This is a genomic window from Hymenobacter sp. UV11, from assembly GCF_004684095.1.
In the GTDB taxonomy this organism is placed as follows: Bacteria; Bacteroidota; Bacteroidia; order Cytophagales; family Hymenobacteraceae; genus Hymenobacter.
Genome location: NZ_SRII01000005.1, coordinates 421,262 through 447,046, shown reverse-complemented (window position 1 = coordinate 447,046; position 25,785 = coordinate 421,262). Strand labels below are relative to the sequence as shown.

Annotated in this window: 29 protein-coding genes; 10 read left to right on the top strand and 19 right to left on the bottom strand. The window is 62.0% G+C overall.

The features are described 5' to 3' along the window. Positions 1-60 precede the first annotated feature (60 nt). The 5 genes from E4631_RS11660 to E4631_RS11640 form a co-directional block, all read right to left on the bottom strand. Positions 61-1,356: a citrate synthase gene (locus E4631_RS11660; protein ID WP_133655238.1), complete on the bottom strand. Its 1,296-nt coding sequence runs from the start codon at positions 1,354-1,356 to the stop codon at positions 61-63. Positions 1,357-1,554: 198 nt separating this feature from the next. Then, positions 1,555-2,979, bottom strand: a complete 1,425-nt coding sequence (gene mnmE, locus E4631_RS11655; RefSeq protein WP_133655239.1) for a tRNA uridine-5-carboxymethylaminomethyl(34) synthesis GTPase MnmE — start codon at positions 2,977-2,979, stop codon at positions 1,555-1,557. Then, on the bottom strand, positions 2,979-3,632 hold the full coding sequence (locus E4631_RS11650; protein WP_133655240.1) for a metal-dependent transcriptional regulator: 654 nt from the start codon (positions 3,630-3,632) through the stop codon (positions 2,979-2,981). The genes mnmE and E4631_RS11650 overlap by 1 nt, the downstream gene beginning before the upstream one ends. 127 nt (positions 3,633-3,759) lie before the next feature. Continuing rightward, positions 3,760-4,779: a 3-oxoacyl-ACP synthase III family protein gene (locus E4631_RS11645; RefSeq protein ID WP_133655241.1), complete on the bottom strand. Its 1,020-nt coding sequence runs from the start codon at positions 4,777-4,779 to the stop codon at positions 3,760-3,762. Positions 4,780-4,903: 124 nt separating this feature from the next. After that, complete coding sequence (locus E4631_RS11640) at positions 4,904-6,103, bottom strand: glycosyltransferase (RefSeq protein ID WP_133655242.1); 1,200 nt, start codon at positions 6,101-6,103, stop codon at positions 4,904-4,906. A gap of 159 nt (positions 6,104-6,262) precedes the next feature. Between E4631_RS11640 and E4631_RS11635 the strand changes: the two genes are divergently transcribed. Continuing rightward, positions 6,263-7,123: a 2,3,4,5-tetrahydropyridine-2,6-dicarboxylate N-succinyltransferase gene (locus E4631_RS11635; protein WP_133655243.1), complete on the top strand. Its 861-nt coding sequence runs from the start codon at positions 6,263-6,265 to the stop codon at positions 7,121-7,123. Between the two features lie 178 nt (positions 7,124-7,301). On the opposite strand, the gene msrA is transcribed toward E4631_RS11635, so the two are convergent. Together msrA and E4631_RS11625 are read right to left on the bottom strand one after the other, a co-directional pair. Then, entirely contained in the window at positions 7,302-7,838 is a 537-nt protein-coding gene (msrA, locus tag E4631_RS11630) for a peptide-methionine (S)-S-oxide reductase MsrA (protein WP_133655244.1), read from the bottom strand. 114 nt (positions 7,839-7,952) lie between these two features. Beyond that, a complete protein-coding gene (locus E4631_RS11625; RefSeq protein ID WP_133655245.1) occupies positions 7,953-8,840 on the bottom strand; it encodes a 3-hydroxybutyryl-CoA dehydrogenase in 888 nt (295 codons plus the stop codon). A 207-nt stretch (positions 8,841-9,047) separates the two neighbouring features. On the opposite strand from E4631_RS11625, the gene E4631_RS11620 reads away from it, so the two are divergent. Then, a complete protein-coding gene (locus E4631_RS11620) occupies positions 9,048-9,218 on the top strand; it encodes a lmo0937 family membrane protein (protein WP_133655246.1) in 171 nt (56 codons plus the stop codon). 76 nt (positions 9,219-9,294) lie between these two features. On the opposite strand, the gene E4631_RS11615 is transcribed toward E4631_RS11620, so the two are convergent. Both E4631_RS11615 and E4631_RS11610 read right to left on the bottom strand, forming a co-directional pair. Further along, positions 9,295-10,134, bottom strand: coding sequence for a hypothetical protein (locus E4631_RS11615; protein WP_133655247.1), 840 nt, complete (start codon positions 10,132-10,134; stop codon positions 9,295-9,297). A gap of 91 nt (positions 10,135-10,225) precedes the next feature. Next, positions 10,226-11,848, bottom strand: a complete 1,623-nt coding sequence (locus E4631_RS11610; protein WP_133655248.1) for an ABC-F family ATP-binding cassette domain-containing protein — start codon at positions 11,846-11,848, stop codon at positions 10,226-10,228. A 201-nt stretch (positions 11,849-12,049) separates the two neighbouring features. Here E4631_RS11610 and E4631_RS11605 point away from each other — a divergent pair, with 201 nt between their 5' ends. Beyond that, positions 12,050-12,544 (top strand): hypothetical protein, encoded by a 495-nt coding sequence (locus E4631_RS11605; RefSeq protein ID WP_133655249.1) that lies wholly within the window; start codon positions 12,050-12,052, stop codon positions 12,542-12,544. A gap of 73 nt (positions 12,545-12,617) precedes the next feature. On the opposite strand, the gene coaD is transcribed toward E4631_RS11605, so the two are convergent. The 4 genes from coaD to E4631_RS11585 form a co-directional block, all read right to left on the bottom strand. Next, positions 12,618-13,088, bottom strand: coding sequence for a pantetheine-phosphate adenylyltransferase (gene coaD / locus E4631_RS11600; RefSeq protein ID WP_133655250.1), 471 nt, complete (start codon positions 13,086-13,088; stop codon positions 12,618-12,620). Positions 13,089-13,122: 34 nt separating this feature from the next. Next, positions 13,123-13,992 carry a DUF3822 family protein gene (locus E4631_RS11595; RefSeq protein WP_166647904.1) on the bottom strand — a complete coding sequence of 290 codons (870 nt, stop codon included), beginning with the start codon at positions 13,990-13,992 and terminating at the stop codon, positions 13,123-13,125. 179 nt (positions 13,993-14,171) lie between these two features. Next, entirely contained in the window at positions 14,172-14,648 is a 477-nt protein-coding gene (locus E4631_RS11590) for an NUDIX domain-containing protein (protein ID WP_166647905.1), read from the bottom strand. Positions 14,649-14,714: 66 nt separating this feature from the next. Continuing rightward, on the bottom strand, positions 14,715-15,353 hold the full coding sequence (locus E4631_RS11585) for a DUF4126 domain-containing protein (RefSeq protein ID WP_133655253.1): 639 nt from the start codon (positions 15,351-15,353) through the stop codon (positions 14,715-14,717). A gap of 65 nt (positions 15,354-15,418) precedes the next feature. Here E4631_RS11585 and E4631_RS11580 point away from each other — a divergent pair, with 65 nt between their 5' ends. The 4 genes from E4631_RS11580 (at position 15,419) to E4631_RS11565 (ending at position 18,534) form a co-directional block, all read left to right on the top strand. Beyond that, positions 15,419-15,850, top strand: a complete 432-nt coding sequence (locus tag E4631_RS11580) for a PaaI family thioesterase (RefSeq protein ID WP_133655254.1) — start codon at positions 15,419-15,421, stop codon at positions 15,848-15,850. 65 nt (positions 15,851-15,915) lie between these two features. Further along, positions 15,916-16,323, top strand: coding sequence for a hypothetical protein (locus tag E4631_RS11575; RefSeq protein WP_133655255.1), 408 nt, complete (start codon positions 15,916-15,918; stop codon positions 16,321-16,323). A 173-nt stretch (positions 16,324-16,496) separates the two neighbouring features. After that, a complete protein-coding gene (locus E4631_RS11570; RefSeq protein ID WP_133655256.1) occupies positions 16,497-17,933 on the top strand; it encodes an ATP-dependent RecD-like DNA helicase in 1,437 nt (478 codons plus the stop codon). A gap of 169 nt (positions 17,934-18,102) precedes the next feature. Further along, positions 18,103-18,534, top strand: coding sequence for a DUF1573 domain-containing protein (locus tag E4631_RS11565; RefSeq protein ID WP_133655257.1), 432 nt, complete (start codon positions 18,103-18,105; stop codon positions 18,532-18,534). Positions 18,535-18,611: 77 nt separating this feature from the next. Here the strand turns inward: E4631_RS11565 and E4631_RS11560 are convergent, their stop codons facing one another. Both E4631_RS11560 and E4631_RS11555 read right to left on the bottom strand, forming a co-directional pair. After that, positions 18,612-18,989, bottom strand: coding sequence for a DUF423 domain-containing protein (locus tag E4631_RS11560; RefSeq protein ID WP_133655258.1), 378 nt, complete (start codon positions 18,987-18,989; stop codon positions 18,612-18,614). Positions 18,990-19,151: 162 nt separating this feature from the next. Continuing rightward, positions 19,152-19,673, bottom strand: a complete 522-nt coding sequence (locus E4631_RS11555; protein ID WP_133655259.1) for a cytidine deaminase — start codon at positions 19,671-19,673, stop codon at positions 19,152-19,154. Between the two features lie 149 nt (positions 19,674-19,822). Between E4631_RS11555 and E4631_RS11550 the strand changes: the two genes are divergently transcribed. The 3 genes from E4631_RS11550 (at position 19,823) to E4631_RS11540 (ending at position 22,908) form a co-directional block, all read left to right on the top strand. Further along, positions 19,823-21,175, top strand: coding sequence for a saccharopine dehydrogenase C-terminal domain-containing protein (locus E4631_RS11550; protein ID WP_133655260.1), 1,353 nt, complete (start codon positions 19,823-19,825; stop codon positions 21,173-21,175). Positions 21,176-21,246: 71 nt separating this feature from the next. Then, complete coding sequence (locus E4631_RS11545; RefSeq protein ID WP_133655261.1) at positions 21,247-22,215, top strand: hypothetical protein; 969 nt, start codon at positions 21,247-21,249, stop codon at positions 22,213-22,215. A gap of 6 nt (positions 22,216-22,221) precedes the next feature. After that, positions 22,222-22,908: an ATP-binding cassette domain-containing protein gene (locus tag E4631_RS11540; protein ID WP_133655262.1), complete on the top strand. Its 687-nt coding sequence runs from the start codon at positions 22,222-22,224 to the stop codon at positions 22,906-22,908. A 69-nt stretch (positions 22,909-22,977) separates the two neighbouring features. On the opposite strand, the gene E4631_RS11535 is transcribed toward E4631_RS11540, so the two are convergent. From E4631_RS11535 to E4631_RS11520, 4 genes are read right to left on the bottom strand one after another with little or no spacing between them, the layout of a single operon-like run. Further along, positions 22,978-23,694: a tRNA1(Val) (adenine(37)-N6)-methyltransferase gene (locus E4631_RS11535; protein WP_133655263.1), complete on the bottom strand. Its 717-nt coding sequence runs from the start codon at positions 23,692-23,694 to the stop codon at positions 22,978-22,980. A gap of 15 nt (positions 23,695-23,709) precedes the next feature. Then, positions 23,710-24,216, bottom strand: coding sequence for a GyrI-like domain-containing protein (locus E4631_RS11530; RefSeq protein ID WP_133655264.1), 507 nt, complete (start codon positions 24,214-24,216; stop codon positions 23,710-23,712). A 23-nt stretch (positions 24,217-24,239) separates the two neighbouring features. Further along, positions 24,240-24,695 (bottom strand): ribonuclease H, encoded by a 456-nt coding sequence (locus tag E4631_RS11525; protein WP_133655265.1) that lies wholly within the window; start codon positions 24,693-24,695, stop codon positions 24,240-24,242. Next, complete coding sequence (locus tag E4631_RS11520) at positions 24,692-25,780, bottom strand: aminotransferase class V-fold PLP-dependent enzyme (RefSeq protein ID WP_133655266.1); 1,089 nt, start codon at positions 25,778-25,780, stop codon at positions 24,692-24,694. The genes E4631_RS11525 and E4631_RS11520 overlap by 4 nt, the downstream gene beginning before the upstream one ends. Positions 25,781-25,785: the final 5 nt, after the last annotated feature.

The window sequence follows — 25,785 nt, the reverse complement described above, 5'->3', positions numbered from 1 at the left end:
CAAAAAAAGTCAGCCCACCAAAGGCGGGCTGACTCTAAAAAATCGTGAGCTGAAAAAAGCTTACTTGCGCTCGCTGATGGCTACGTAGTCGCGCTCGGTTTCGCCCACGTAAATCTGGCGGGGGCGGCCGATGGGCTCCTTGTTTTCGCGCATCTCTTTCCACTGGGCAATCCAACCAGGGAGGCGGCCTAGGGCAAACATCACGGTGAACATCTCGGTAGGGATGCCCAGCGCCTTGTAGATGATGCCCGAGTAGAAGTCCACGTTCGGGTACAGCTTGCGCTCGATGAAGTACTGGTCGGTGAGGGCGGCCTGCTCCAACTCAGTAGCAATTTTCAGCAGCGGGCTATCCTGCATGCCCAGGGCTTGCAGTACCTCGTCGGCGGCTACTTTGATGATTTTAGCGCGCGGGTCGAAGTTTTTGTACACCCGGTGGCCAAAGCCCATCAGGCGGAAGCCGCTGTTCTTATCCTTGGCTTTTTCTACCCATTTCTGGGTGTCGCCGCCATCACGCTCGATAGATTCGAGCATCTCGATTACCTCCTGGTTGGCGCCGCCGTGCAGCGGGCCCCACAGTGCGTTGATACCCGCCGAAACCGAGCCATACAGGCTGGCATTGGCCGAGCCCACGAGGCGCACGGTGCTGGTCGAGCAGTTCTGCTCGTGGTCGGCGTGCAGGATAAGCAGCTTGTTGAGTGCCTTAACAATCACCTGGTTGACTTCATACTTCTCAGTCGGGAAGCTGAACATCATGTATAGGAAATTGGCGCAATAGTCGAGGTCGTTGCGCGGGTAGTTGAGCGGGTGGCCCACCGAGTTTTTGTACGTCCAGGCCGCGATGGTGCTCATCTTGGCCATCAGGCGCACAATGGTCAGGTCGATGGCCTCGGGCGACTGGTTGGGGCTGATGCTTTCGGGGTAGAAGCCGGTGAGCGCGCAGGTGAGGCTGCTCAGGATGGCCATCGGGTGCGTGCTGCTCGGGAAGCCGTCAAAAATCTTGCGGATATCCTCGTGCACCAGCGTGTGCTTGGTGATGTGGCCGCTAAACTCCTTCAGCTCCGATTCGGAGGGTAGGTGCCCGTAAATCAGCAGGTAGGCTACTTCCAGGAAGCTCGACTTCTCGGCCAGCTGCTCGATAGGGTAGCCCCGGTAGCGCAAAATGCCTTCCTCGCCGTCGAGAAAAGTGATGGCGCTTTTGGTAGCGCCGGTGTTTTTGTAGCCCGAATCGAGGGTAACGTAGCCCGTAGTGTCGCGCAGCTTGCCGATATCAAAGGCTTTTTCGTGCTCGGTGCCCTCGAAGATGGGCAGGCTAATGGACTGTCCGCCCGGTAGGTTAAGTTCAGCAGTTTCTGCCATTGGTTGGGTAGGAAGAGGATGTAAAGTAGCCGCCTATTTCGGGCGCGAAGCTACGGCCCAGGCGGTGCGCCGGGCAACTTTTATTTGGCTAATGCCTCCTGTAGTACAACGCAAACCCCGCTCGGGTTTCCGTAAGTGGCACAGATTGGGGCTGCAAAGCGCATTGGTAACGTTTGCAATGATTTTTGGCCAGCTGCTTTATTTTCCAATACAAAATTGGGTAAAGATGCTCGTGAGCAGGTCATCTGAGGAAATTTCACCCGTTATCTCACCCAGCGCGCCCAGCGCATGGCGCAGGTCGGCGGCCAATAGCTCGGTGCCCCGGCCCTCGGCCAGGCCCTGGCGCACGGCGGCCAGGTGCTGCGCCGCCACCTCCAAGGCACGGGCGTGCCGCACGTTTGTGACGATGGTGGCCGTGCCGGTAGTGGCTAGCCCCGCCCCGCGCACCTGCGTCAGCAAGGCCGCTTGCAGCTCCTCCAGCCCCTGCTTTTGGGCCGCCGAGATGAAGACGAACGCACGCTTAGCGTCAGAATCCCCACTACCAGAAATTTCTACTTGATAATTGCTCACTGATACTTGCGAAGCTAAGTCGCGCTTGTTGCCCACGGCCAGCACCGGAAGCAGGGGTAGGGCAGCGGTTAGCTCCGCGATGTCGGCCTGCACCTCGGCGGGCGACAGCTCGGTGAGGTCGAAGAGATAAAGCAGCAGCGCCGCCTGGCCGATACGCTCGCGGGTGCGGCGCACGCCGATGGCCTCTACCTCGTCGGCAGGGTTGTCGCGCAGGCCGGCCGTGTCCACGAAGCGGAACCGCAGGCCGTCGATACTTACTTCATCCTCAATAAAATCGCGGGTAGTGCCCGGAATGGCCGATACAATGGCCCGCTCCTCGCGCAGCAGCGCGTTGAGCAGCGTCGATTTGCCGGCGTTGGGCCGGCCGGCAATCACGGTCGTGATGCCGTTCTTAATCACGTTGCCTAGCTCAAACGAGCGTAGCAGGCCGGTTACTACCCCCTCCACTTCGGCCAGGAGCCGCGCCAGCCCGGTGCGGTCGGCAAACTCCACGTCTTCTTCGCCAAAGTCCAGCTCCAGCTCCAGCAGCGCGGCAAATTTGATGAGCTGGGCCCGCAGGTCGCGCAGCTCATCGGAGAAGCCGCCGCGCAGCTGGTTGAGCGCCACTTGGTGGCTCAGCGCCGAATCGGCGGCGATGAGGTCGGCCACGGCTTCGGCCTGGGCCAGGTCGAGGGCGCCGTTGAGAAAGGCGCGCTTGGTAAACTCGCCGGCCTCGGCCAGGCGCGCGCCCTGGCGCAGCAGCGCGGCCAGAATCTGGCGCACGATAAAGTCGGAGCCGTGGCCCGAAATCTCCACCACATCTTCGCGGGTGTAGGAGCGCGGGCCGCGGTAAAGCGCCACCACCACCTCGTCGAGCACCTGGCCGGTGGCGGGGTCGCGCAGCGTGCCGTAGTGCAGGGTGTGGCCGGGCTGGGCGGCCAGGTTTCGTTTCGAAAACAGCGCCTGCGTGATGCTCACCGCCTCGGGGCCCGACAGGCGCACCACGGCCAGCGCCCCCACGCCGGGCGGGGTCGAGAGCGCCACAATGGTATCAGAATAAGCAAAAGCGGTCATCAGGCAGTAAATAAATTGCGCCCGACTTCGGCCGAAATGACGACGGTGCGCTCGTCGTTTATCTGCACCTCTAGGGAATTATCGAAGGCAATTTTTTCGAGAATGCGCACCCGCGCGCCCAGCGGCAGGCCCATTTTGTCGAGGTATTGCAGGAAGGGCGCGGAGGTATCTTTCACCGAAGCCAGTGTGCCGCACTCGCCTACCCCCAGCTCGGCCAGCAAGCGGTGAGCAGGCCGGCGTACGGCCCCGTTTTCGGCCGGGATGGGGTCGCCGTGCGGGTCGAGGGTAGGGAAGTTCAGGAACTCGTCAAGCCGCCGCATCAACAGCGGCGACTGCACGTGCTCCAGCTCCTCGGCCACGTCGTGCACCTCGTCCCAGTTGAAGCCCAGCTGCTGCACCAAGAATACCTCCCAGAGCCGGTGCTTGCGCACGGTGAGCAGCGCCAGCCGCCGGCCCTCGGGCGTGAGGCGCACGCCCCGGTACTTCTCATATTCAAGTAGCTGCTTGTCGGCTAGGCGGCGCAGCATGTCCGTGACGGAGGCGGCGCGCGTTGTCAGCGCCGCCGCAATGCGGTTGGTGCTCACATCCTGCCCCGGCTCCTCTTCGGCCAGCTTGTAAATGGCTTTTAAATAATTTTCCTCGGTAATCGTCATTTCAATTATCAGTCATCAGTTATCAAACGGCAATTATCTTGGAGTTATCAATGGTCGCAGGCGTCAGCTAACCTCTTGGAAGCCAAATGAAGTGATGACTGATACTTGATGACTGCTAACTGAAAAATTACCACTTAATGAGTGCCGAGGCCCAGGTGAAGCCCGAGCCGAAAGCGGCCAGGCACACGAGGTCGCCGCGCTTGATGCGGCCTTGCGCCACGGCTTCGCTCAGGGCGATGGGGATGCTGGCGGCGGTAGTGTTGCCGTAGCGCTGAATGTTGCTGAAAACCTTATCGTCGGCCAGGCCCATTTTCTGCTGCACGTACTGCGTAATGCGCAGGTTGGCCTGGTGCGGAATGAGCAGGTCGATATCGGCCGGCTGGTAGTTGTTCTGGTCCAGTGCCTCTTTAATAACCTGCGGGAAGCGCACCACGGCGTGCTTAAACACGTTCTGGCCGTTCATGTAGGGGTACATATCCTGCTCGTTGGCAATGGCGTAATTCACGCGGTCCTCGCGGTTCGAGCCCGGCTCCTTCACGATTAATTCTTCGGCAAACTCGCCCTGCGCGTGCAGGTGCGTGCTCAGAATGCCATTGCCTTCGGTGCGCGCCGGGCGCAGCACCACGGCGCCCGCGCCATCGCCGAAGATGACCGAAACGGCCCTACCCCGCTGGGTTTTGTCGAGGCCCGAGGAATGGATTTCGGAGCCCACCACCAGCACCGTATCGTACATGCCGGTGCGCACAAACTGGTCGGCCACCGACAGCCCGTAGATGAAGCCCGAGCACTGGTTGCGCACGTCGAGGGCCGGCACGTTGCCGGTCATGCCCAGTTCGCGCTGCATGAGCACGCCCGAGCCGGGAAAGAAGTAATCGGGTGATAGCGTGGCAAATACGATGAGCTGCACATCGTCCACGGTCAGGCCGGCATTAGCCAGGGCGCGGCGGGCAGCTTCGGCGCCCATGCCGGCGGTCGTGTCCTTGCCTTCCTCAAACCAGCGCCGCTCCTGAATGCCGGTGCGCTCCTGAATCCAGGCGTCGGTGGTAGACATCATTTCTTCCAGCTCGGCATTTTTAACAACGCGGTCGGGAACGTAGTGGCCAACGCCGGCAATTTCGGCGTGGCGCAAAGTGGTCGGAGAAGCCATGAGACAGGATGGGTAAGGGGTGGGAGGGTAGGGCGAAGGCACGCAAAAGCAGCCGCGTACCGACCTGCAAGTAAGAAAAAATTACCCGGACTACGGCCGGGCTCACGCGCGCGCCCCAGCCCAGTTAGGCCAACGGGGCCGCAAAGGTCGGGCCCAGCCCCAGGCTTTCCAGCAAATCCCCTAATTTTTTGCCTTCGCCCGCCCACAGCACCGGGCCCGCCGGCACGCCCGCCGGGTAAAACTGCGCCGTGGGCAGCGTTGCCGCCACGGCCGCCGCCGCCCGCCCCGGCTCGGCAAAATCTACCACCAGCCCCGCGCCGTGCGCTTGCACCACGCTGGACCAGAGCGGGTTGTCGGGCACCAGTACGGGCAACCCGTGGGCGAGGTACTCAAATAGCTTGGTGGGCCGGCAGCGGGCCGTGCTGGGGTGCGGCCGGTAGGGCAGCAGGCCCAGGTGGCTGCGCCCCATCGCGGCCACAATGCGGGCGTGCGGCACCAGTGCAGCCCCGCCTTCCAGTGTGAGCCAGGCGCTGTCGGCCGCCGCCGTGGCTTGCAGCTCGCGCAGTAAATCGGGCTGTTGGCAAAAACCGATGATGGTCAGCGTGGCTTCGCCGGGCCACGCCGCCCGTAGTGCCCGCGTCAGGGCAATGGCTTCCCACACCCCGTTTAGCGCTGAGATGGTACCCGAAAACAGCAGCCGCAGCGGCTCGGTGGCGGCGGGCATGGGCCGCGCCGAGGGGGGTAGGGATTCGCCGGAGGCGGGCTGGTACTTGTTTTCGAGCAACAATACCCGGCCGGGGGGTAGGGAGTGTAAAAACGGCAGCTCGTCGGCGTAGCTGGCTTCAGCTAGTAGCACGGCCGCCGCGCGCCGCGCCGCCGCGCCTTCCACCCAGCGCAGGCCCGCCGCCAGCGTGCGCTTCGTTAGCCCGCGGTACACTTGCTGCGTGCCCACGTTGAGCGCGTAGTTTTCGCGGATATCATACATGAACTGCCTACCCCCCCCCAGCGCCCGCCACAGCAGCGTAAGCGGCAGCAGCTCGGGCGCGTGCACGATGACCAAGTCGGGCCGCAGGTGGCGCAGCAAACGCCAGTAGCGCGCCTGCGCCAGCAGCCTCCCCAGGCTCAGCCGCGCACCGCTAAAAATGGGGTGCAGCGTGATGCCCGCGCCCGGCCACGCCGCCGCGCTAGCCTGCCCCGCCACGGCCACCCGCACGCCCAAGCCGGCCAGGGTGCGGGCAAACTTGCCTAGCATCCGCGTATCATCGACGGGCTTGAGCACTGAGGCGAGCAGAACGAGGGTAGCGGCCGGGTTAGGACTTGGCATGAGGTAAGTAGCGCCGGGGCAGAGTTGCCCACGCGAAGGGGGTAGGGGCCAAACGAACAGCTTCGTAACTCGCCCCAACCAGGGCGTGCCGCGCGGCCGGTAGCCTTTTCCACCCCTAAAGATGCTAGTTTTGCGCCCAATTCTATTTTACTCCTTCTCATGGACACCACCATCAACCACAGCCCCGTGCTCGACCGCTTTGCCGCCCAGGAGGCCATTGAAGCCGCCTGGACCGACCGCACGCTGCTCGACCAGCCTGAAACCAAAACCGCCATTGAGCACACTATCGAAGAGCTTGATAAAGGCCACCTGCGCGTGGCTGAGCCGCCCACTGAGGAAGGCGGCGAGTGGAAAATCAACGAGTGGGTGAAGAAGGCCGTTATCCTCTACTTTCCGCTGCGCCAGATGAGCACCCAGGAAGTCGGCCCCTTCGAGTACCACGACAAAATGGCCCTCAAAACCGACTACGCCGGCCAGAAAGTGCGCGTGGTGCCGCCCGCCGTGGCCCGCTACGGCGCCTACCTGGCCCCCGGCGTCATCCTGATGCCCAGCTACACCAACATCGGCGCCTACGTGGGCGAGGGCACGATGGTCGACACCTGGGCCACCGTGGGCTCATGTGCCCAGGTGGGCAAGCACGTGCACCTGAGTGGGGGGGTAGGCCTCGGCGGCGTGCTGGAGCCCGTGCAGGCTGCGCCCGTCATCATCGAAGACGGCGCCTTTATCGGCTCGCGCTGCATCCTGGTTGAAGGCTGCCGCATCGGTAAGGAGGCCGTAATTGGCGCCGGCGTCACCATCACCGGCAGCACCAAAATCATCGACGTGACCGGCGCCGAACCCAAGGAATATAAAGGCTACGTGCCGCCGCGCTCGGTGGTCATTCCGGGTACTATTCCCAAGCAGTTTCCGGCCGGCGAATACCAGGTGCCCTGCGCGCTGATTATCGGTCAGCGCAAGCCCAGCACCGACTTGAAAACGAGCCTGAACGATGCGCTGCGCGAGCATAACGTATCTGTCTGAACCGCGGATTTATCGGATTCTTCGGATTAGTCGGATTTTGTTGACGATTTCTTCTTTCCTTTAAATTAAAAAAGGCTGTCCATTTGGACAGCCTTTTTTAATTCTAGTCGGAGTACTTTTCCTCGTGTTAATCGTCAACAAAATCCGATTAATCCGAAGAATCCGATAAATCCGCGGTTCAGACAGTTTCCTTTAATTTCTCCCCAAATAGCGCCTTCACCTTATCTACTTTGGGCTTAGCCACAAACTGGCAGTAGGGCTCGTGGCCGTGCATGTTGAAGTAATTCTGGTGGTAATCTTCGGCCGGGTAAAACTCGGGCGCCGCCATAATTTCCGTCACCACGGGGTCGGGGAAGGCGTGGCCGTCGTTGAGCTTCTTTTTGTATTCTTCGGCAAGCTTTTTTTGCTCGTCGTTGTAATAATAAACGCCCGAGCGGTACTGAGTGCCCGCATCGTTGCCCTGACGATTGAGCGTCGTCGGGTCGTGGGTTTTCCAGAAGATTTCCAGCAGCTCTTTGTAGCTAATCACGGCCGGGTCGAAGGTGATGTTAATCACCTCGTTGTGGCCCGTCATGCCGCTGCACACTTCGCGGTAGGTGGGATTTTTGATGCGGCCACCGGCATAGCCGGAAACCACTTTCTCTACCCCCTTTAAATTTTGAAAAACGGCCTCGACGCACCAAAAGCAGCCGGCCCCAAACAATGCATATTCCATAAAATCGCAGATTTGCGCAGATTAAACTGATTGCGCTGATTCTGACGTCAGCGTGCTTGGTTAACGAAGTTTGGGGTAATACCGTTCGGTGAAATGAGGCGTGGCGAAACGGCTCTACTTGCGGAAGTGGCTGGCCACCACCAGGTCTTTCGAGCCGGCCGTGTACTGATAAAAGCCCTCGCCCGACTTCACGCCCAGGCGGCCGGCCATCACCATATTCACCAGCAGCGGGCAGGGCGCGTACTTGGGGTTGCCGAGGCCCTCGTGCAGCACCCGCAGGATGGCCAGGCACACGTCGAGCCCAATGAAATCGGCCAACTGCAACGGGCCCATCGGGTGGGCCATGCCGAGCTTCATCACCGTGTCGATTTCTTCGACGCCCGCTACCCCCTCAAACAGGCTGATAATGGCCTCGTTAATCATGGGCATGAGAATGCGGTTGGCCACGAAGCCGGGGTAGTCGTTGACCTCAGTGGGCGTTTTGCCGAGCTGGCGCGACAGGTCCATCACGCGCTGCGTCACCTCATCGGAGGTAGCGTAGCCGCGAATTACCTCCACCAGCTTCATTACCGGCACAGGGTTCATAAAGTGCATCCCGATTACCTGGATAGGGCGCTTGGTAACGGCCGCGATTTTGGTAATCGAAATCGACGACGTGTTACTGGCCAGGATGGCCCCGGCCGGCGCGTACTGGTCGAGGTCGCGAAAAATCTGAAGCTTGAGGTCCACATTTTCGGTGGCGGCCTCTACTACTAGCTCGGCGTTGGCTACGCCCTCGGCCAGGCTCGTGAAGGTGCGCAGGCGGCCCAGGGTGGTGGTTTTGTCCTCCTCGCTCAGCGTGGCTTTGGCTACCTGGCGGTAGAGGTTTTTGGTGATGGTGCCCAGCGCCCGGTCGAGGGCCGGCTGGTTGATATCAATGAGGGCCACGGAAAATCCGTGCTGGGCAAAAACGTGGGCAATACCATTGCCCATCGTGCCCGAGCCAATAACGGCAACGTGCATAGGGTGGGAGAAAAAGGGGGGTAGGGAAAACGGCCGGCTGGGGGCCTTCACCGCTCCGCAAAGTTACTGAAACCGGCAGGCAGAAGCCGTCAGGCGAATTTTTTTAGCATCAACTTCATCCTTTTTCCAGCCACACCGTACAAAGCCCTACCAAGCCGTAAAGGTTTGTTTCCATCCCTTTCACCACTCTTCTTTCTTTTTTCACTCATGGGCAATTTGTTGTATATCATCGCCGTAGTTCTCATCCTCATTTGGGCCCTCGGCTTCTTCGGCATCTTAGGTGCTGGTCTGGCAGGCAACAACCTGCTGCACATCCTGCTGGTGATTGCCATTATTGCCATTTTGTTGCGCGTTATCAGCGGCCGTAACCCCGTATAGTCAGGGCTACCTGCTTGCACATAAAAAACCCCCGCCGTTCTTACGGCGGGGGTTTTCTTTTGTCAACACTCAGCAATTACTTGCCGATATTAAACAGGAAATTAAAGCGAATTACCGGGTTGGGATAAATGCTGTTGTAATTATCCTGAAAATTATAGAGCAGCACAATATCAGCGGCTGCGCGGTTGCTGATTTGCGAGCGGTAGCCGATGCCGGCCAGCGGCGTCTGCACCGAGCGGTTGATGGTGCTGAAATTACCGTAATTATCCTGCGCCAGCAGCTGCGCCTTCGTCACCTCATACTCGGCGTGCAGGAAGAAATTATTATACACCATGAACTGGGCAAAGCCCTTCACGCCAAAGCTGCTGGTGCTGAAATTAGTGCTGCTGTTGGTGTTGTAGCCGTTGCTGATGCCGTAGTTGCTATACGCGTAGCTGATGCCGGGCCCAATGGAGAGCCGGTCGTTTACGCGGTAGCCAATGGCCGGCGAAATGCTGAAGTTGAACTGGCTGTAGCCCGCGTAGGAGCTATAGCCCAGGCCAAAGCCCGAGTACACAAACAGCTTGGTATACTGCTCAGCGTGCTGCTGCGCGGCCTTGCGCGCCTGCTCACGGCCCGGCAGCTCAAAGCCCGAAGGGCTGTCCTGGCTGGGGGGGGGGAGGGCCTCAGCCTGCTGGGGTTGGGCCGGCGGCTGAGGCGTTGCTGCAGGTGCGGTGGCCGGCGTGTACACCGGAATAGTAGGCGCCACGTTGGTCGTGTCGGCCGCCGGGCGCGGGGTAGCTACCGGGGCCGGCCGCACGGGGGGCACCGAGCCAGGAGGCGCGGTATTAAGCGCGGGCTTGTTCTGGGCCAGGCTGCGGCCAGGGGCCAGCAGGGCCACGGCCCCTAGTAAAACTGGAAAAAGCAGACGTTTCATGAAGGGAAATTAGCGGCGCGGCAGGTAGAGATAATGAAGAAGCCCGGCTTACTAGAACAAACCCCAGAATGAGTCTGCTTAATTCCTGATTTTAAGCCAGCTGGTACATTTTCTGGCGCTGAGCCTTCAATGTTTCATCGGCTAGGTACTCTTCGTAGTTCATGCGGCGGTCGATGATGCCTTCGGGCGTGAGCTCAATGATGCGGTTGGCTACCGTCTCGATGAATTGCAAGTCGTGCGAGGCGAAGATGAGCGAGCCGGTGAAGTCTTTGAGGCCGTTGTTCAGGGCCTGAATGCTTTCGAGGTCCAAGTGGTTCGTGGGGTCGTCCATTACCAGCACGTTGCCGCTTTCGAGCATCATCTTGCTCAGCATGCAGCGCACTTTTTCGCCGCCGCTCAGCACGTTGGGCTTCTTCTGCGACTCCTCACCCGAGAACAGCATGCGGCCCAGCCAGCCGCGCACGAAGCTCTCGTCCTTGTCGGTCGAGTACTGGCGCAGCCAGTCCACCAGGTTCATGTTGTCGGCCTGGAAGAAATTGCTGTTTTCCTTCGGAAAGTAGCTGGGCGTGATGGTGGTGCCCCAGTCGGCCTTGCCCTTATCAGCTTGGGCTTCCTTGAATAAAATATCGAACAGCAGTGAAGCCGCACGGTCGTCGCGGCCCACAATGGCGATTTTATCACCTTTGTCGAGCGTGAACGACACGTTTTTGAGCACCGAGTGGCCATCCACCGATTTGCTCACGCCTTCCACCGTCAGCAGCTGGTTGCCGGCTTCGCGCTCGGGCTTGAAAGCGATGTAGGGGTAGCGGCGCGATGAGGGCTTGATTTCTTCCAGGGTCAACTTTTGCAGCAGCTTCTGGCGGCTGGTGGCCTGCTTTGATTTCGAGGCGTTGGCCGAGAAGCGGCGCACAAACTCTTCGAGTTCTTTGCGCTTGTCTTCGGTTTTCTTGTTCACGTCCTGGCGCTGGCGCAGAGCCAGCTGGCTGCTCTCGTACCAGAAGCCGTAGTTGCCGGGGTACATCGTGATTTTCGAGAAGTCCAGGTCGGCCATGTAGTTGCACACGGCGTCGAGGAAGTGGCGGTCGTGGCTCACCACAATCACCGTATTCTGAAACGAGTCGAGGAAGTTTTCGAGCCAGAGCACGCTCTCGGCGTCAAGGTTGTTGGTCGGCTCGTCGAGCAGCAGCACGTCGGGGTTGCCAAACAGGGCCTGCGCGAGCAGCACGCGCACTTTTTCCGAAGCGCCGAGGTCCGACATCACACTGTAGTGCTTGTCTTCGGTAATGCCCAGGCCGCTGAGCAGCTCGGCGGCCTCGTAGTCGGCGTTCCAGCCTTCGAGGTCAGCAAAATCACCTTCCAGAATAGCCGCGCGCTCGCCGTCGGCGTCCGAAAAGTCGGCCTTGGCGTAGAGCGCGTCCTTTTCGCTCATCACCGCCCACAGGCGCTGGTGGCCCTGAATCACTGTCTGGAGCACCTGCTGGTCATCGTAGGCAAACTGGTTCTGCTTGAGCACGGCTAGGCGCTGGCCGGCGGGCAGCTCTACCGAGCCGGTGTTGGGCTCCAGCTCACCGGACAAAATCTTGAGAAAAGTCGATTTGCCGGCGCCGTTGGCCCCAATGAGGCCATAGCAGTTGCCGGGCAAAAACTTCACCGTTACGTCTTCAAACAGCACCCGCTTGCCATAGCGCAAGCTCACGTTGGTCGTGGAAATCATCTAAACCGGAATAAAAAACCAAAAAATCTTTGCAAAAATACGCCACCGCTCCTCCTTAGCCTACCCCAACACGGGCGGGCGCCGATTTGTGCCCTCAGCAATTGGCACAACATCCGGCCGCCAAATGCAGTATAGCTTAATCAGCTGGCCTTTTGCGTCACTTTTCTGCCTTTCTTCTCCCCACAATACTTCCTTTCCTTTATGGCTGCCCGCTCCACATCCGCATCTGCCGGACCCACGCTTACCCCCGAACGAAATGGCTTTCGCTTTGGCATGATGACGGCGGTCGTCCTCTGCATCTACACACTGGCAGCGGCGCTGATGGGCTTTTTCTCGCGCATCGAGGCCGGCAGCCTCGACGTGCTCATCCTCATCCTGGGCTCGGTGCTGGCTATCCGCAACTTGCGCCAGGTGCGCGGCGAGCAAATGCCCTACCTGGGCGGCTACGGCACGGGTATCGTAACGGCGCTAGTGGCCTCGGTGGTGCTGGGCCTGTTCTTTATTATTCTTACCGTTGTCATTCCGAAATCGCTGGACCTCACGCAGGTAGAGAATCTGTTTGGCTTCGAGCTGTCGGTGGTCGTCGCTTTTCCGGCCATTATTCTCATGGGTAGTATGACGGGCGTTATCACCTCGCTCATTGCCATGCAGTATTTCAAGGCAGACCCCATCGACCCATTGAAAGTGATGGAGTAAAGCCTTGGCATAGCTACGCAAAAGCCCCCTGGTTCAGCCGAGCCAGGGGGCTTTTGCGTTATGGCCCGGCCCGCTACGCCGGTTTGGGAGGGGGTAGGGCAAAGGGCACGAACTGCGCCGCGTCGCCGCCGTAGCGGTGAATGTCGCGCACGATGGTGCTGCTGATGGCGGCCAGCGTGGGCGCCGTGAGCAGCGCCACCGTTTCCAGCTCGGGGTAGAGCAGGCGGTTGGCCTGGCCGATGCTGTTTTCGTATTCAAAATCGAGCGTGTTGCGCAGGCCGCGCAGCAGGTAGCGCGCGCCGGTGGCGCGGGCAAACTCCACCGTGAGGCCCTGGTAGCTGCGCACCGACACGCGCGGCTCGTCCTGAAACAGCGCTTCGAGCTGCGCCAGCATCCAGTCGAGGGGTAGGTAGCGCTGCTTGCTGCTGTTGGTGCCCAGGGCAATAATGACCTCATCGAATAGCCCCGCGCCGCGCCGCACAATGTCGAGGTGGCCGTTGGTAAACGGGTCGAAAGAACCGGGAAAAAGGGCGATTTTTTTCATGTATCTAGGGCGCCGCCGCGTCCCGAGTCAAAAACTATTCGCAATAAACCAGGCTGAACAAGTCAAAATGCCGGTAGTCGGCCACTTCATTCAGGTAATAAAAGTACTGCACCCCAAAGGGCCGCGCCCCGAAGCGCAGCTGGCGCACGTAGGTGCTAAGCAGCGCGAACGTGGCCGAGTCGCCGGTAAGCTCACCCCAGATGGTCACCGGGTCACGTTCGGGGTTCAGGCCCAGCTCCTGCATCACCAGGATAGTGTAGTAGGCCACGTCCTCGGCCGTGCTCACGGCAAAGGTGTTGCAAAACTCCAGCCGCGCGCCCAGCACCACGGCCGTGAGCTCCTGCTCGGCCAGGCTCAGATAAAGCTGGCGCGGCGTGGTGCCGCGCTGGTGCAGCAGGCCCGCTAATAGGGCGCTGGTGGCGGGCAGCAGCCGCGCGCTGGGCCCGTGCACCGTGTAGAGCCAGTGCGACAAATCGTGGCGTGCCGCAAAAATGCTCACGATGTCGGTGGCCGGCGCGGGCAGGGGTAGGGCGTAGGCCAGGGCCTCCTCGGTGGGGGCCAGCGTGTGGTGGGGGCGCAGGTAGGCGTTTTCATCGCCGGGCCGATACAGGGGCGCAGGTAGCAGCGTGCTGGTCGTGCCCGCCAGCGCCAGCCGCAGCCGCGCCCAGCCGGCGTGGCCCAGCAGCGGGTGGGCAGCGGCGGCGGCGGGCAGGTCGGCCAGGCCCGCGAGCGGGTGGTCGTCGAAAGCCACTATTTTTTGCCGGGCCACCTCCAGCGCCGCCACGCGCAGCCGGGTAGGCCCGGCCAGGGCATAGAGCTGGTAGGCCGTGGGATTTGCTAGGTCGAAGGTGTCGTCGCGTAGGCTTACCGCGGCGGTAGCGGATAGGGTAGGGGTAGTAGGCACGGCCGGCAAAGATAAGTTTTGGGGGCCAGGATGGCGGCCAACGGTTTCGCTTTTAGCTATCCGATGAAGTAATTGCTTGAAAACCAAGTGCCAGCATACGGCTGGCGGTGCCGCTCCAAAGGCGCTGGGCCAGCCCTACCCCCGGTGCGGGCCTCGAAGGCCCTACCCTGCGCAGCCAGTCAGGTACTTAGCAGCACCTGGGGCACAAATACGTCGTCGGTGCTCAGCAGCCCGCGCAGTATGGGGTGCACGTGGGCGGGCGGCAGGGCCAGCAGCTGGCGCGGCGTGAGCCAGGCCAACTCGCTGAGCAACTGGTTGTCGGGGCTATGCTCGGGGTCGTGGCCCAGGCGGGGGGTAGCGGTGTCATCCTCGGCCGTGACTTCGAAGAATATCTCCAGCGCCTGCAGCGCATCGCGCCGAAACTCGTGCAGGTGCAGCTGCCGGCCCACGCGCACGGCCAGCCCGGTTTCTTCTTGAAACTCGCGCACCAGCGCCTGTTTTAAGCTCTCGCCGAAGGCCCAGCCCCCGCCCGGCGGCGACCAGAACGTAGCCCCGTTGGGCAGCAAGCCCCGGTGGGCCGCCAGCAAAATAGCGCCTTTGCGCACCAGCAGGCCTCCCACGCGCACGCGCACCAGCCCATTATAAGGAGTTAGCAAAGAGCTGCTTGAGTCAGATTCGGCACCGGGCATAAAGACGTTATTGGTTCAGGTATACGGTTGTCTTTACGCAAACCCGCCGGGCGTGGGTGTCGCCGCTGGCCCGCCTACCCCCACTTGCCGGCCCAGCGCCCGCCGCTGCTGCCAGCGCCGCAGCCGGCTCGCCAGAAACACCAGCAGCCCCAGCACCAGCCCCGCCGCCACCAGCGGCAGCAGCAGCGTGAGTAGCGTGCCGGCTATCGCCAACGTGTTTTCCAGGGTGGCAAACAGCGGGTTAGCCAGCCCGCCGGTGGTGGCCGTGGAGCCCGCCCGCAGCAGCGCCGTGCTGCCCTGCACCAGCCCCGCCGCGCCCCCGCCCACCAAAATACCGAGCGTCCAGCGCAGCGTCGGGTCGAGGTGGATGAGCGAAGAGGTCATGAGCAGCGTGCCCGCGATAAAGGAGGCGGGCGTGGTCAGCGTATCGAGCAAATGGTCGAAGAGGGGCACGTAGTAGCCCACCAGCTCGGCCACGGTGGCGGTGGCTAGCACCACCAGGGCCGTCCAGCTGCTGAGCCAGTCGAAGCCCGGCGAGCTGGGCAGCCAGCCCACCCGGTGCGCCACACTGGCCGCCAGCAGCGGCACAAATACCCGAAAGCCGCTGCACGCGGCCAGCCCCAGGCCCAGCGCGCCGGCCACGAGGTACTGCATAGTCGAAACGTGTTCCATCAGCAAGAGGGGGATAGGGTCCGGAAGTGCTGTAAGGTACGCCCGCCGGTATCTTTGAGCGACTTATGCCAGCTGCTACCCCTCTCCCCGCCACCGACCTCGAAACCTGCATTCGCGAAAAGCTCAAGGGCCAGCACTTTATGCACCTCATCGGGGCCGACCTCACCCGCATCGAGCCCGGCCGCATTGAGGCCGAGCTGACTTTGGGCCAGCACCACCAGCAGCAGCGCGGCTTTGCCCACGGCGGTCTGGTGGCCACCATGGCCGACCTGGTAGCCGGCTTTGCCGCCATTACGCTCGTGCCCGAGGGGGTAGGGGTGGTGACTTCGGACCTGAAAGTGAGCTACCTAAACCCCGGTGTGGGCCAACGCATCCGAGCCATCGGCTGGGTGCTGAAAGCCGGGCGGCGCCTGCACTTCTGCGAAGCAGAAGTGTGGTGCGACGACGTGCTGATTGCGAAAGCGTCGGCCACGATGGCGGTGCTGGAGCCGGCATGAGTGTCTCAAACCCACCCCCAAGTCCTGGTTATACCCGCTTATTTGAAAACCCCACTGGGGGTTTTGTGGATATACACGAAAACCATGGCAAGCAAGAAAGCCGGGGCAACCTGCCCATTGCGCTATTTCTGGCGCAGCAGGGTGAGTGTGTGTGCTTACTAGGGATAGTGGATAAACCGAACGTAAAATCGCCCGATGCAACCCGTAATGGTGTGATATGGGAATTTAAAATTCCCCAAGGCCGCACAGAAAATGCCATTGATAAGGCCTTGCGCGATGGTAGCCGGCAAGCCAGCCATATCCTCCTTCAATTACCCGCCGACTTCAACCGTAATTTTCTGGAGGGTGGTATCTATAACCGCACGCAACGTACCGAGGCCATCGCAGAAGTAGCAGTGTTAATGGATGAGGATTTGTACACTTTCGGTCGCGAAATGATAATTACTAATGCTTTTCGCGGAGTAATACCCTAAAAAAAATAGGGATGTCTCGTGCACGAGACATCCCTTGATAGGGCCCGGGCTTGCACCCAGGCCTAAGACGCAGCCAGTAGCTTTGTCCTGCACAAATATACATAATGCCGGCGTGTTAAGTTCGCTGGCAAAAGCAGGCTAATTTTACCTGAGTTCACCATTCCTGCCGTTCATTGCTCACTACCCGATTCCCTTCCGTTCGCGACTACTTCCCCTTTGAGCCGACCGACGACCAGGCTACGCTGTTCGTGCAGCTCGATGAGTTTTTGCGCGACCAGCTGCCAGGGCGCAAAGTGTTTGTGCTGCGCGGCTACGCGGGCACCGGCAAAACCACCGTGGTGAGCGCCCTCGTGCAGTGGTTGGGCCGCATGCAGCGCCGCTACGCGCTGATGGCGCCTACCGGCCGCGCCGCGAAGGTGATGAGCGCCTACGCGGGCGTGCCAGCCAGCACTATCCACAAAAAAATATACCGCCAAACCAGCGGCGCGCCCAGCGAGCGCCTCAGCTTCACGCGCCAGCCCAATCGCCAAGAGGAAATGCTTTTTATTGTGGATGAGGCGTCCATGATTTCCGACGAGAAAGCCTTTGGCGAAAACGGCCTGCTCGACGACCTTATGGGCTTCGTGTTTGAGAAGAGCACCAACCGGCTGCTGCTCATCGGCGATACGGCGCAGCTGCCGCCGGTGGGCCAGCTCCTGAGCCCCGCCCTCGACCCCGAGTTGCTGGCCCACCGCTTCCGGGCCCGCGTGGAGGGGGTAGAGCTGCGCCAGGTGATGCGCCAGGCCGAGGCCTCGGGCATCCTGGTGAATGCCACCGAGTTGCGCGAAGAATTGCGGCAGGAAGCGCCCAATATCCAGCTGCACACTAAGGGCTTCAAGGACATGTTTAAGATGGGCGGCGACAAGCTGGAGGACGGCCTGCGCTGGGCCTACCGCAACTTCGGCCATGAGAACACGACCATCATTTGCCGCTCGAACCGCAACGCCAACCAGTACAACCAGCTCATCCGGCGCACGCTGTTTGATGCCGAGGAAGAGATTGAGGCCGGCGACTACATCATGGTGGTGCGCAACAACTATTTCTGGCTGCCTAAAGATTCGGAAATCGGCTTCCTGGCGAATGGCGACTTCTTGGAAATCACCAAGATAATCCGGCGCGAGGAGGTATTTGGCTGCCGCTTTGCCCAGGCCCGGGTGCGGCTCGTGGACTACCCCGACGAGCCCGAGTTGGAAGTAAAGCTGCTGCTCGACACGCTGCACACCGAAAGCCCGTCGCTACCGCGCGACCAAAACGAGAAGATGTACCAGGAAATCCTGGCCGACTATTCTCACCTCACCAAAAAGGCCGAGCGCAACGCCGAAATGCGCAAAGACCCGTACCTCAACGCCTTGCAAATAAAATTTGCCTACGCCCTTACGTGCCATAAGGCGCAGGGCGGCCAGTGGCAGGCCGTATTCGTGGACCACGGCTTCATCAAGCCCGACGAGCCGGTGGGCGGCGAGTTTGCGCGCTGGCTCTACACGGCCATCACGCGGGCGTCGGAGCGGCTGTTTCTGCTCAATTTTCAGCGGCGCCTGCTGGCCAGCGGCGAGGTGGTGGAGGAAGAGTAGCCGCGCTAAAAAAACGGGGGTAGGGAATTGAAATGCTGCCACTTGGGTTTGCCCGGCAGTGAGCTTCACCCGGCCGCCAGCCAGTGGCGCTAGTTTGGCCGTAGTTTTGCCAACGCTGCCTCGGCACGTAAATTTGTTACAATCTTTCAACCCATTCTTACACACTGTCATGACGAAAATGCTGCTGCTGGCCATGGGCCTCACGTTTGCGGGCACCGCTGCCCACGCCCAGGCCACCAAGCCTGCCAACGCCACCGCCAAGCCGGCCGGCCCCCAGATTGAGTTTATGGAAGTGAAATACGACTTCGGCTCCATCAAGCAGGGTGATATCGTGGACCACGTATTTAAGTTTAAGAACACCGGCACCCAGCCGCTCGTGATTTCCAACATCGGCGTAAGCTGCGGCTGCACCACGCCTTCGTGGACCAAGGAGCCCGTGCAGCCCGGCAAAACCGGCACCATCTCGGCCAAATTCAACTCGGCTGGCAAAATGGGCATGCAGACCAAAGTCCTGACCATCGACTCGAACTCGGCCGCTGGCAGCGCCACCGTTTCGCTGGTGGGCGAGGTGAAAGAAGCTGCTACGGCTTCGAACAAGTAAGCCCTACCCCCTCTAAAAAAGGCGAGCCGACCTCTATTGTCGGCTCGCCTTTTTTGTGGATTTTTGCGAAGTAAAAGCTACAGCTTACCCACCGCAAAGAGCAGCCGCGCCCAGCCGGCAATGAGCAGCAGCCCGCCTAGCGGCGCCACCGCCCCAAATTTGGTGATGCCCGTGAAGCAGATGGCGTAGAGCGAGCCGCTGAAAATGACGATGCCCGTGGTCCAGAGCAGCGCCGCCGTGTCGAGGCCGCGCAGGTCGGGCCGGGCCACGGCCAGCACGCCTACCGCCAGCAGCGCCAGCAGGTGGTAAAACTGGTAGCGCACAGCCGTTTCGAAAGTTTCGAGGCGGCCGCTGGCTTCGAGCATAGGCCGCAGCGCGTGCGCCCCAAAAGCCCCAATGGCCACGGTAAGCGCGCCCAATACGGCGGCAAGTTGTAGGATAAGACGAGCAGACATTGGCGGAAGTGGAAGTTGTAAAACGACCACAAAGAACGTCATGCTGAGCTTGTCGAAGCATCTCGCTCGCGCCAGTTAGTTAGTAACCCCAACGAGGCGGCCAAGATGCTTCGACAAGCTCAGCATGACGTTCTTTTAGCTTGCCGATAATGCTAGCTCACCTCACGCTCGCGGCGGCAGGGCCTCGGCCGAGAAGTGAAACGGCAGCAGGTCGGCCAGCCGCTCAAAGCGCAGGATGGTACCGTCTACGCTGGGCAGCAGCAGCCAGATGGGCTGGCCCTGGCGCAGCTCATACTCCAGCATTACCTGGCGGCAGGCGCCGCAGGGCAGCGCGGGGCAGAAATCGCCGGTGGCCGGCCGGCCGGCTACCGACATGCCCACAATGCGCGGTGGGGGGGTAGGGCGGCCGCCCGCCAGCCCAAACAGCGCCGTGCGCTCGGCGCACAGGCCGGAGGGGTAGGCGGCATTTTCCTGGTTGGTGCCCTGCACCAGGGTATCGTCGGCCAGCAGCAGCGCCGCTCCCACGTGAAAATGCGAGTACGGCGCGTAGGAATGGTCGGTGGCGGCGCGGGCGGCGTCCCACACCCGGCGCTCGGTGGGCGAGAGCTGGTTGGGCGTGGCCAGCTCCTCGTAGCTCAGGCTTAGGTGGCGGCGGATGGTTGGGTCAGAAGAAGCGGTAGCCATTGCGGCGGGAATAAAAATGGGGCGACAAAGAAAGGGAGAAATCAGGCAAGAATAGGAGAATCTGGCATTTAAAAGGAAAAAGAAGGAAGTTTATCCCGCAATATTCTTTCTTCCCGCTTCTACATCTCTCCGCGGCTACTTTTGCCCGCATGACTCCTCCTACCCGCCTCTTACTGCTCGGGGCCGGCCGCTCGGCCTCGGTGCTGATGCAGTACCTGCTGCGCCACGCGCCGGCCGAGCGCTGGTTTTTGACCGTGGCCGACGCGATGCCTGCGCACCTGGCCCCCGTGCTGGCCGCGCACTCGCAGTACGCCCGCGCCGTGCCCTTCGATGTGCAGAACGCCGCCCAGCTCGACCACTTAGTAGCCGAGGCCGACCTGGTGATTTCGATGCTGCCGGCCGCGTTTCACCCGCTGGTGGCCCGCGCCTGCCTGCGCCACCGCCGCCACCTGGCCACGGCCAGCTACGTGAGCCCCGAAATACGCGCCCTGCACAACGAGGCCGCCGCCGCGGGCCTGGTCTTTTTGATGGAATGCGGCCTCGACCCCGGCCTCGACCATATGTCGGCCATGCGGGCCATCGAGCAGATTCGTGGGCAAGGCGGGCGGCTGACGAGCTTCACATCGTATTGTGGCGGCCTGCTCGACCCCGCCTCGGAGGGCGATAACCCCTGGCGCTACAAGTTTACCTGGAACCCGCGCAACGTGGTGCTGGCCGGCCAGGGCGGCCCGGCCCGGTACCTCGAAAACGGCCACGAAAAGCTTCTGCCCTATGAAGAGCTGTTTGGCCGGGCCGAAACGCTGCTGGTGCCCGGCCACGGCCACTTCGAAGGCTACGCCAACCGCGACTCGCTCACCTACCGCGAGGTATATGGGCTGGCCGATATCCAGACCATGCTGCGCGGCACCCTGCGGCGCCCCGGCTACTGCGGGGCCTGGCAGGCGCTCGTAACGCTGGGCCTCACCGACGATAGCACGCCGCTGGGCAACCCCGCCGAGCAGCCCTGGCAGGAGCTAGTAGCCAAGCACTTGCCTACCCCCCCTCCGCCGGCCGACGTAGCCGCCGCCGTGGCCCAGCAGCTGGGCCTCGACCCCCACGGCCCCGCGCTAACGCGCCTGGCCTGGCTGGGCCTCTTCACCGAGCGCCCCGTGGGCATCGCCAACGCCACGGCTGCCCAGCTCCTGGAGCACCTGCTGGCCGAAAAATGGCAGCTCCAGCCCCACGACCGCGACATGATAGTGATGCAGCACCAGTTTGATTATGAACGGGAAGGGAGCAGTTACCAGTTAATTTCCTCCTTGGTGGTGACGGGCGACGATGCAACCCACACCGCGATGGCCAAAACCGTGGGCCTGCCGCTGGGCATGGCCGTGCGCCGCCTGGCGCGGGGCGAGGTTGCCGGCCGCGGAGTAGTCATCCCCACTACGCCCGACCTCTACGAGCCGATTTTGCAAGAGTTGGCCGCTGATTACGACATTGTTTTCACGGAAGCGGAAGTGTAGGGTAAGCGTTAGCTTGCCGTAATTTCTGGCCGCTGACTACGGCAATTTTAAGCTTGCCCTACACTTCTGCAATGCCACCTGCTGCCCCTCTGCGCGCCTACCTCACGCTGCGCCTGCGCCTACTGGGCCGGCTACTGCGCGAAATCGGGTGGCTGCGGCTGGCGCTGGTGGTGCCCCTGCTTAGCCTGGGGCTGCTGCAAGCGCTGGCTGCACTGCGGGGCCAGCCACGGGCTGCCTGGCTGGCCCCGCTGCTGGTGGCCTGGTCACTGCTGGGAGCTCACCGCCAGCGGGCCGATGCGCAGTTTTTGGCCACTACCGCGCCGGGCTTTCGGCCGTGGGTGGCCGTTGAGTATGGGCTGCTGATGCTGCCGGCGGCGCTGGGGCTGCTGGCGGTGCGGGCGGCGGGTCCGGCCGGGCTCCTGCTGGGGCTGGCGGCGCTGGTGGCCTGGGTGCCCCCGGCCCGCGCCGATAGCCCTACCCAGCACCGCTGGCGCAGCTTGTTTCGGAGCGAGGCGTTTGAGTGGGTGAGCGGGATGCGGGCGAGCAAAGGGTTGGTAATCTGGCCGGTTCTGGTCGGGTTGGCCATCTGGCAGCGCGCCGCGCCGGTGGCCCCGGTGGCGGCGCTGGTGGCGTGGCTGCTGGTGGTGCTGGCCTGCTACGGCGAGCCCGAGCCGGTGACCATGCTGGCGCTGGCGGCCCGCACGCCCGAGCAGTTTTTGCGGCGGCGGCTGGCACTGGGGCTGGGCTATGCGGCGGCCACGGCGGCACCGTTCTGGGTGCTACTGGGGGTAGGGCCGGCGGGCGGCGGCGCGGCGCTGGCCGTGGCGCTATTTTGGCTGGCGCTGGTGGCATTGTTGATTTTGACCAAATACGCATTTTATCCCAATGCTACCCACATACGCACTACGCAGGGGTTGGTGCTGGGCATCATCCTGGGTGGGGCCTGGCACCCCGCCTACCCCCCGCTGATGCTGGCAATCGTTGGGGGCCTGGTGTGGCAAAGCCGCCGCCGCCTGCGGGCAATAGTGGGAACTGAATAATTACCTATGCTCGAAATTCTCGACCTCCACAAAGCTTACGGCCGCCACGAGGTGCTGCGCGGCGTGAGCCTGGCCCTGCGGCCGGGCAGCATTCACGGCCTCGTGGGAGCCAATGGCGCGGGCAAAACGACGCTCATCAACTGCCTCTACGGCCTGGAAAGCGGCTATACGGGTACCGTGCGCGCCCCCGGCCCGGTGCGCGATATCACCGGCCTGCTGCCCTACGAGCCGTACTTCTACCCCCGCCTCACGGGGCGCGAGTACGTCGCGTTCTGCCTGCAAGCGAGGGGTAGGGTTGTGCCCGACTTACGACCCTGGAACCAGCTGCTGGAGCTGCCCCTCGACCAATATGCCACCGACTACTCGGCCGGTATGAAGAAGAAACTGGCCCTGCTGGCGCTGCTGGTTCAGGATTTTGCCTTCCTCATTCTCGACGAGCCCTTCAACGGCCTCGACCTCGAAGCCAACCTGCTGCTCAAAGAAATGCTCAAGCGCCTGCGCGACCGCGGCACCGGCATCCTGCTCACCTCGCACATCCTGGGTACGCTCACCGAAATCGCCGACGAGGCTACCGTGCTGGTGGGCGGCCGCGTGCAGCGCCACTACCCGGCCGCCGAGTTTGGCACCCTCGAAGCCGACCTACTGGCCGCCCTGCACGGCGAAAAACTAAGCCAGCTGAATGCCCTGCTGTAGCGCGGATTCTGCGAATCCGCGCGTGCGCCGTTCGGCTATCGTTCTACGCGCGGAATCGCAGAGTTTACGCTATAGCCCCAAATAAAAGCGCGCCAGCAGCGCCCGAAACGCCACCGAATACGCGCCATCCGCTTCCTGAATAAGCAGGTTGGTTTCCCTTTCCGCCGCCTCGCGCCCAAACTGCCCGATAACCCGCGTAATGCGCCCGCCCGGCCGGTGCCGCACCACCAGCTGCGCCTGGGGGGGTAGGCCCGCCGCCCGCGCCGCCCGCACAAAATGCGCCATCTCGGGTGGCGGCAGCAGCAGCGTGAGCGTGCCCGCCGGCGCCAAAAACGCCGCTGCAAACGCCGCGATTTCGGCAAACGTGAGCGAGCCCTCGCCCGCGTGGCGCGCCGTAGCGCGGGCCGCATCGGGCGGGGCCAGGCTGTGCCGAAAAAACGGCGGGTTGCAGATAATGTGGCTGAAAACGGGGGGTAGGGCCGCCGCATAAGCCGCCAGGCTCAACGGCCGCACCCGGATGCGGCCGGCCCAGGGGCTCGCCGCCACGTTGGCCGCCGCCTGGGCAGCGGCGGCGGCGTCAATCTCAATCGCCTCGATAGTCGCCTGCGGCGCCCGCTGCGCCACCATGAGGGCCAGCAGCCCGGTGCCGGTGCCCACGTCCAGCACGCGGGTGGCGCCGGTGAGGTCGGCCACCGCGCCCAGCAGGCAGGCGTCGGTACTCACCTTCTGGGCGCAGTCACCTTGGTCGATACGGAACTGCTGAAACTGAAAATAAGCGTTGGGCATAAGCTTAGGAATGAATTACCTGCCAACGTCATCGAGTCCGGACAACTTTGGTTTAATCGGAATCCATATTTCTTCCTCAGATGCCGGGTCTTCATTTTTGTAGTTCTTTCCCAGTACTTCGAAGTGAGGCCGGTCATCTAGCAAATAGGCCGAAGTTGGAAGCCATTCCAGCAGGATGTAGCGAAACGTGGTCGAACCAGCGCTGGCGGGGCCTCGGTGCAAGAACACGGCGTAGAGCCCGCCGGGCAGAGTAAGAGTTTCTAAATCGGCCGCAACGTCGTGTAGCAGTGTCTCCTCCACGGCCGCCCACTTCTCAAAAGTAGCCTCGGCTCGAAAAGCCTGAAAGTAACCCGGGGGATAAATTTGCAGTGAATACCGCTCCTCGCTGCTTGCAAAGGGCTGTGCTTTCAGCCACAGCATAAAGCGCCTCCACAGTTCGGCTGTGGTATTGGCGAGCAGCGACATTTGCTGGTGCTGTCCTACTAGCTTTTTCTCGACTAGCATTTCAATCCGGGGCTCCATACCAGCTCGTTGTCTACTATTGCTCACCCCAGCGCCTCATATCCCTCATCCACCAGCAGGCCTTTGCCGAGGGCGCTTTGCACGGCCAGCACGTCACAACGCTCATTTTCGGCGTGGCCGGCGTGGCCTTTTATCCACTTGAATGACACCTTGCGCTGCTCGTAGATGCGCAGGAAGCGCCGCCATAGGTCCTCGTTGGCCTTTTTGCCAAAGTCGGGTTTTTTTACCCAGTTGAAGACCCACTTCTTCTCCACCGAATCGACCACGTACTTGGAGTCGGAGATGACCAGAATCGGGATTTCGGGGCGCGTCACGGCTTCCAAGCCCACAATCACGGCCAGCAGCTCCATGCGGTTGTTGGTGGTGCGGCGGAAGCCCTGGGTCAGCTCCTTTTCGTGGGGGCCGTAGCGCAGGATGGTGCCGTAGCCGCCGGGGCCAGGGTTGCCGCGGCTCGACCCATCGGTATAGAGCGTTATCATGCCCGGATGCTCTCAAAAAACCGCACCAGCGCCTCAAAAGCCGCGTCGGGCACGGCCGGGAAGTTGGCGATGCGCAGGCTGGTGGCCTTGTGGTCGCCGTAGCCCGAGCCCAGCTGCAAGCCGGCCTCGTCGCGGGCGCGGCGCTTCACTTCTTCAATGACCGCGGGCGGCCCTTGCAGGCTAATAACGGTGGTCGAGCGCGCCTCGGGGTTTTCGATGAGCGGGCGCAGGCCCAGCGGCTGCACCTGCTCGAAGTAGTCATAGAGCTTCTGGGCGCGCTCGTTGAGGTGCGGGGCGATGACTTTGATGGGCTCGCGGGCTTGCAGCACCCGGCTCAATAGGTAGATGCCCAGCACGTTGGGGGTGTGCGTGGTCTGGTAGTTGAGCATTTGCTTCACCATGCCGTTGATGCTGTTGTAGTGGGCGTTGTCGCCCACCTCGCGGGCGCGGGCCACGGCGCGCGGCGACAGCACCATGATGCCCAGGCCGGCCGGCAGGCCCAGGCACTTCTGCACCGAGCCGTACCACACGTCGGCCTTGATAAACTTAAGCGCTACCCCCCCCAGCGACGACGTCGCATCGACGGCCAGCAGTGCCGGCCCCAGGCGGTTAAACGTGTTGAGAATGAAGTTATCGCGCAGCTGCGTGGCGGTGCTCGTCTCGTTTTGGGTGAGGCACACGAGGTCGGTTTCCTCGGGGTTAAAAGGCAGGGTAGCCGGGTCGGGCACGTCGTTGATGTCAAACTTTAACCCGGTGCAGCCGGGCCGCAGGGCGCGGGCGTAGTCAAACCACTTCTGCCCAAACGAGCCGTTGTAGAGGTGAAACGAGCGGCGCGGCGTCAGGCTCTGGGTCAGGATTTCCCAGCACTCGGTAGCCGACGAGGTGAACAGGATGGTATAGTCTTGCGGGATGTTGAGCTTGAGGCGGGCCTGCTCCAGGCACAGGCGCACGAGGGCCGTGAAGCGCTCGGAGCGGTGCGGTGCCGACAGCCAGCCTTCCTCAAAAGCGTCGGCCAGGTACTGGCGCACGTCGGGGTACACGGCCGAAGGGCCGGGGTTGAAAGTATAGGTCGGAAGGGTTGCCATGCGGC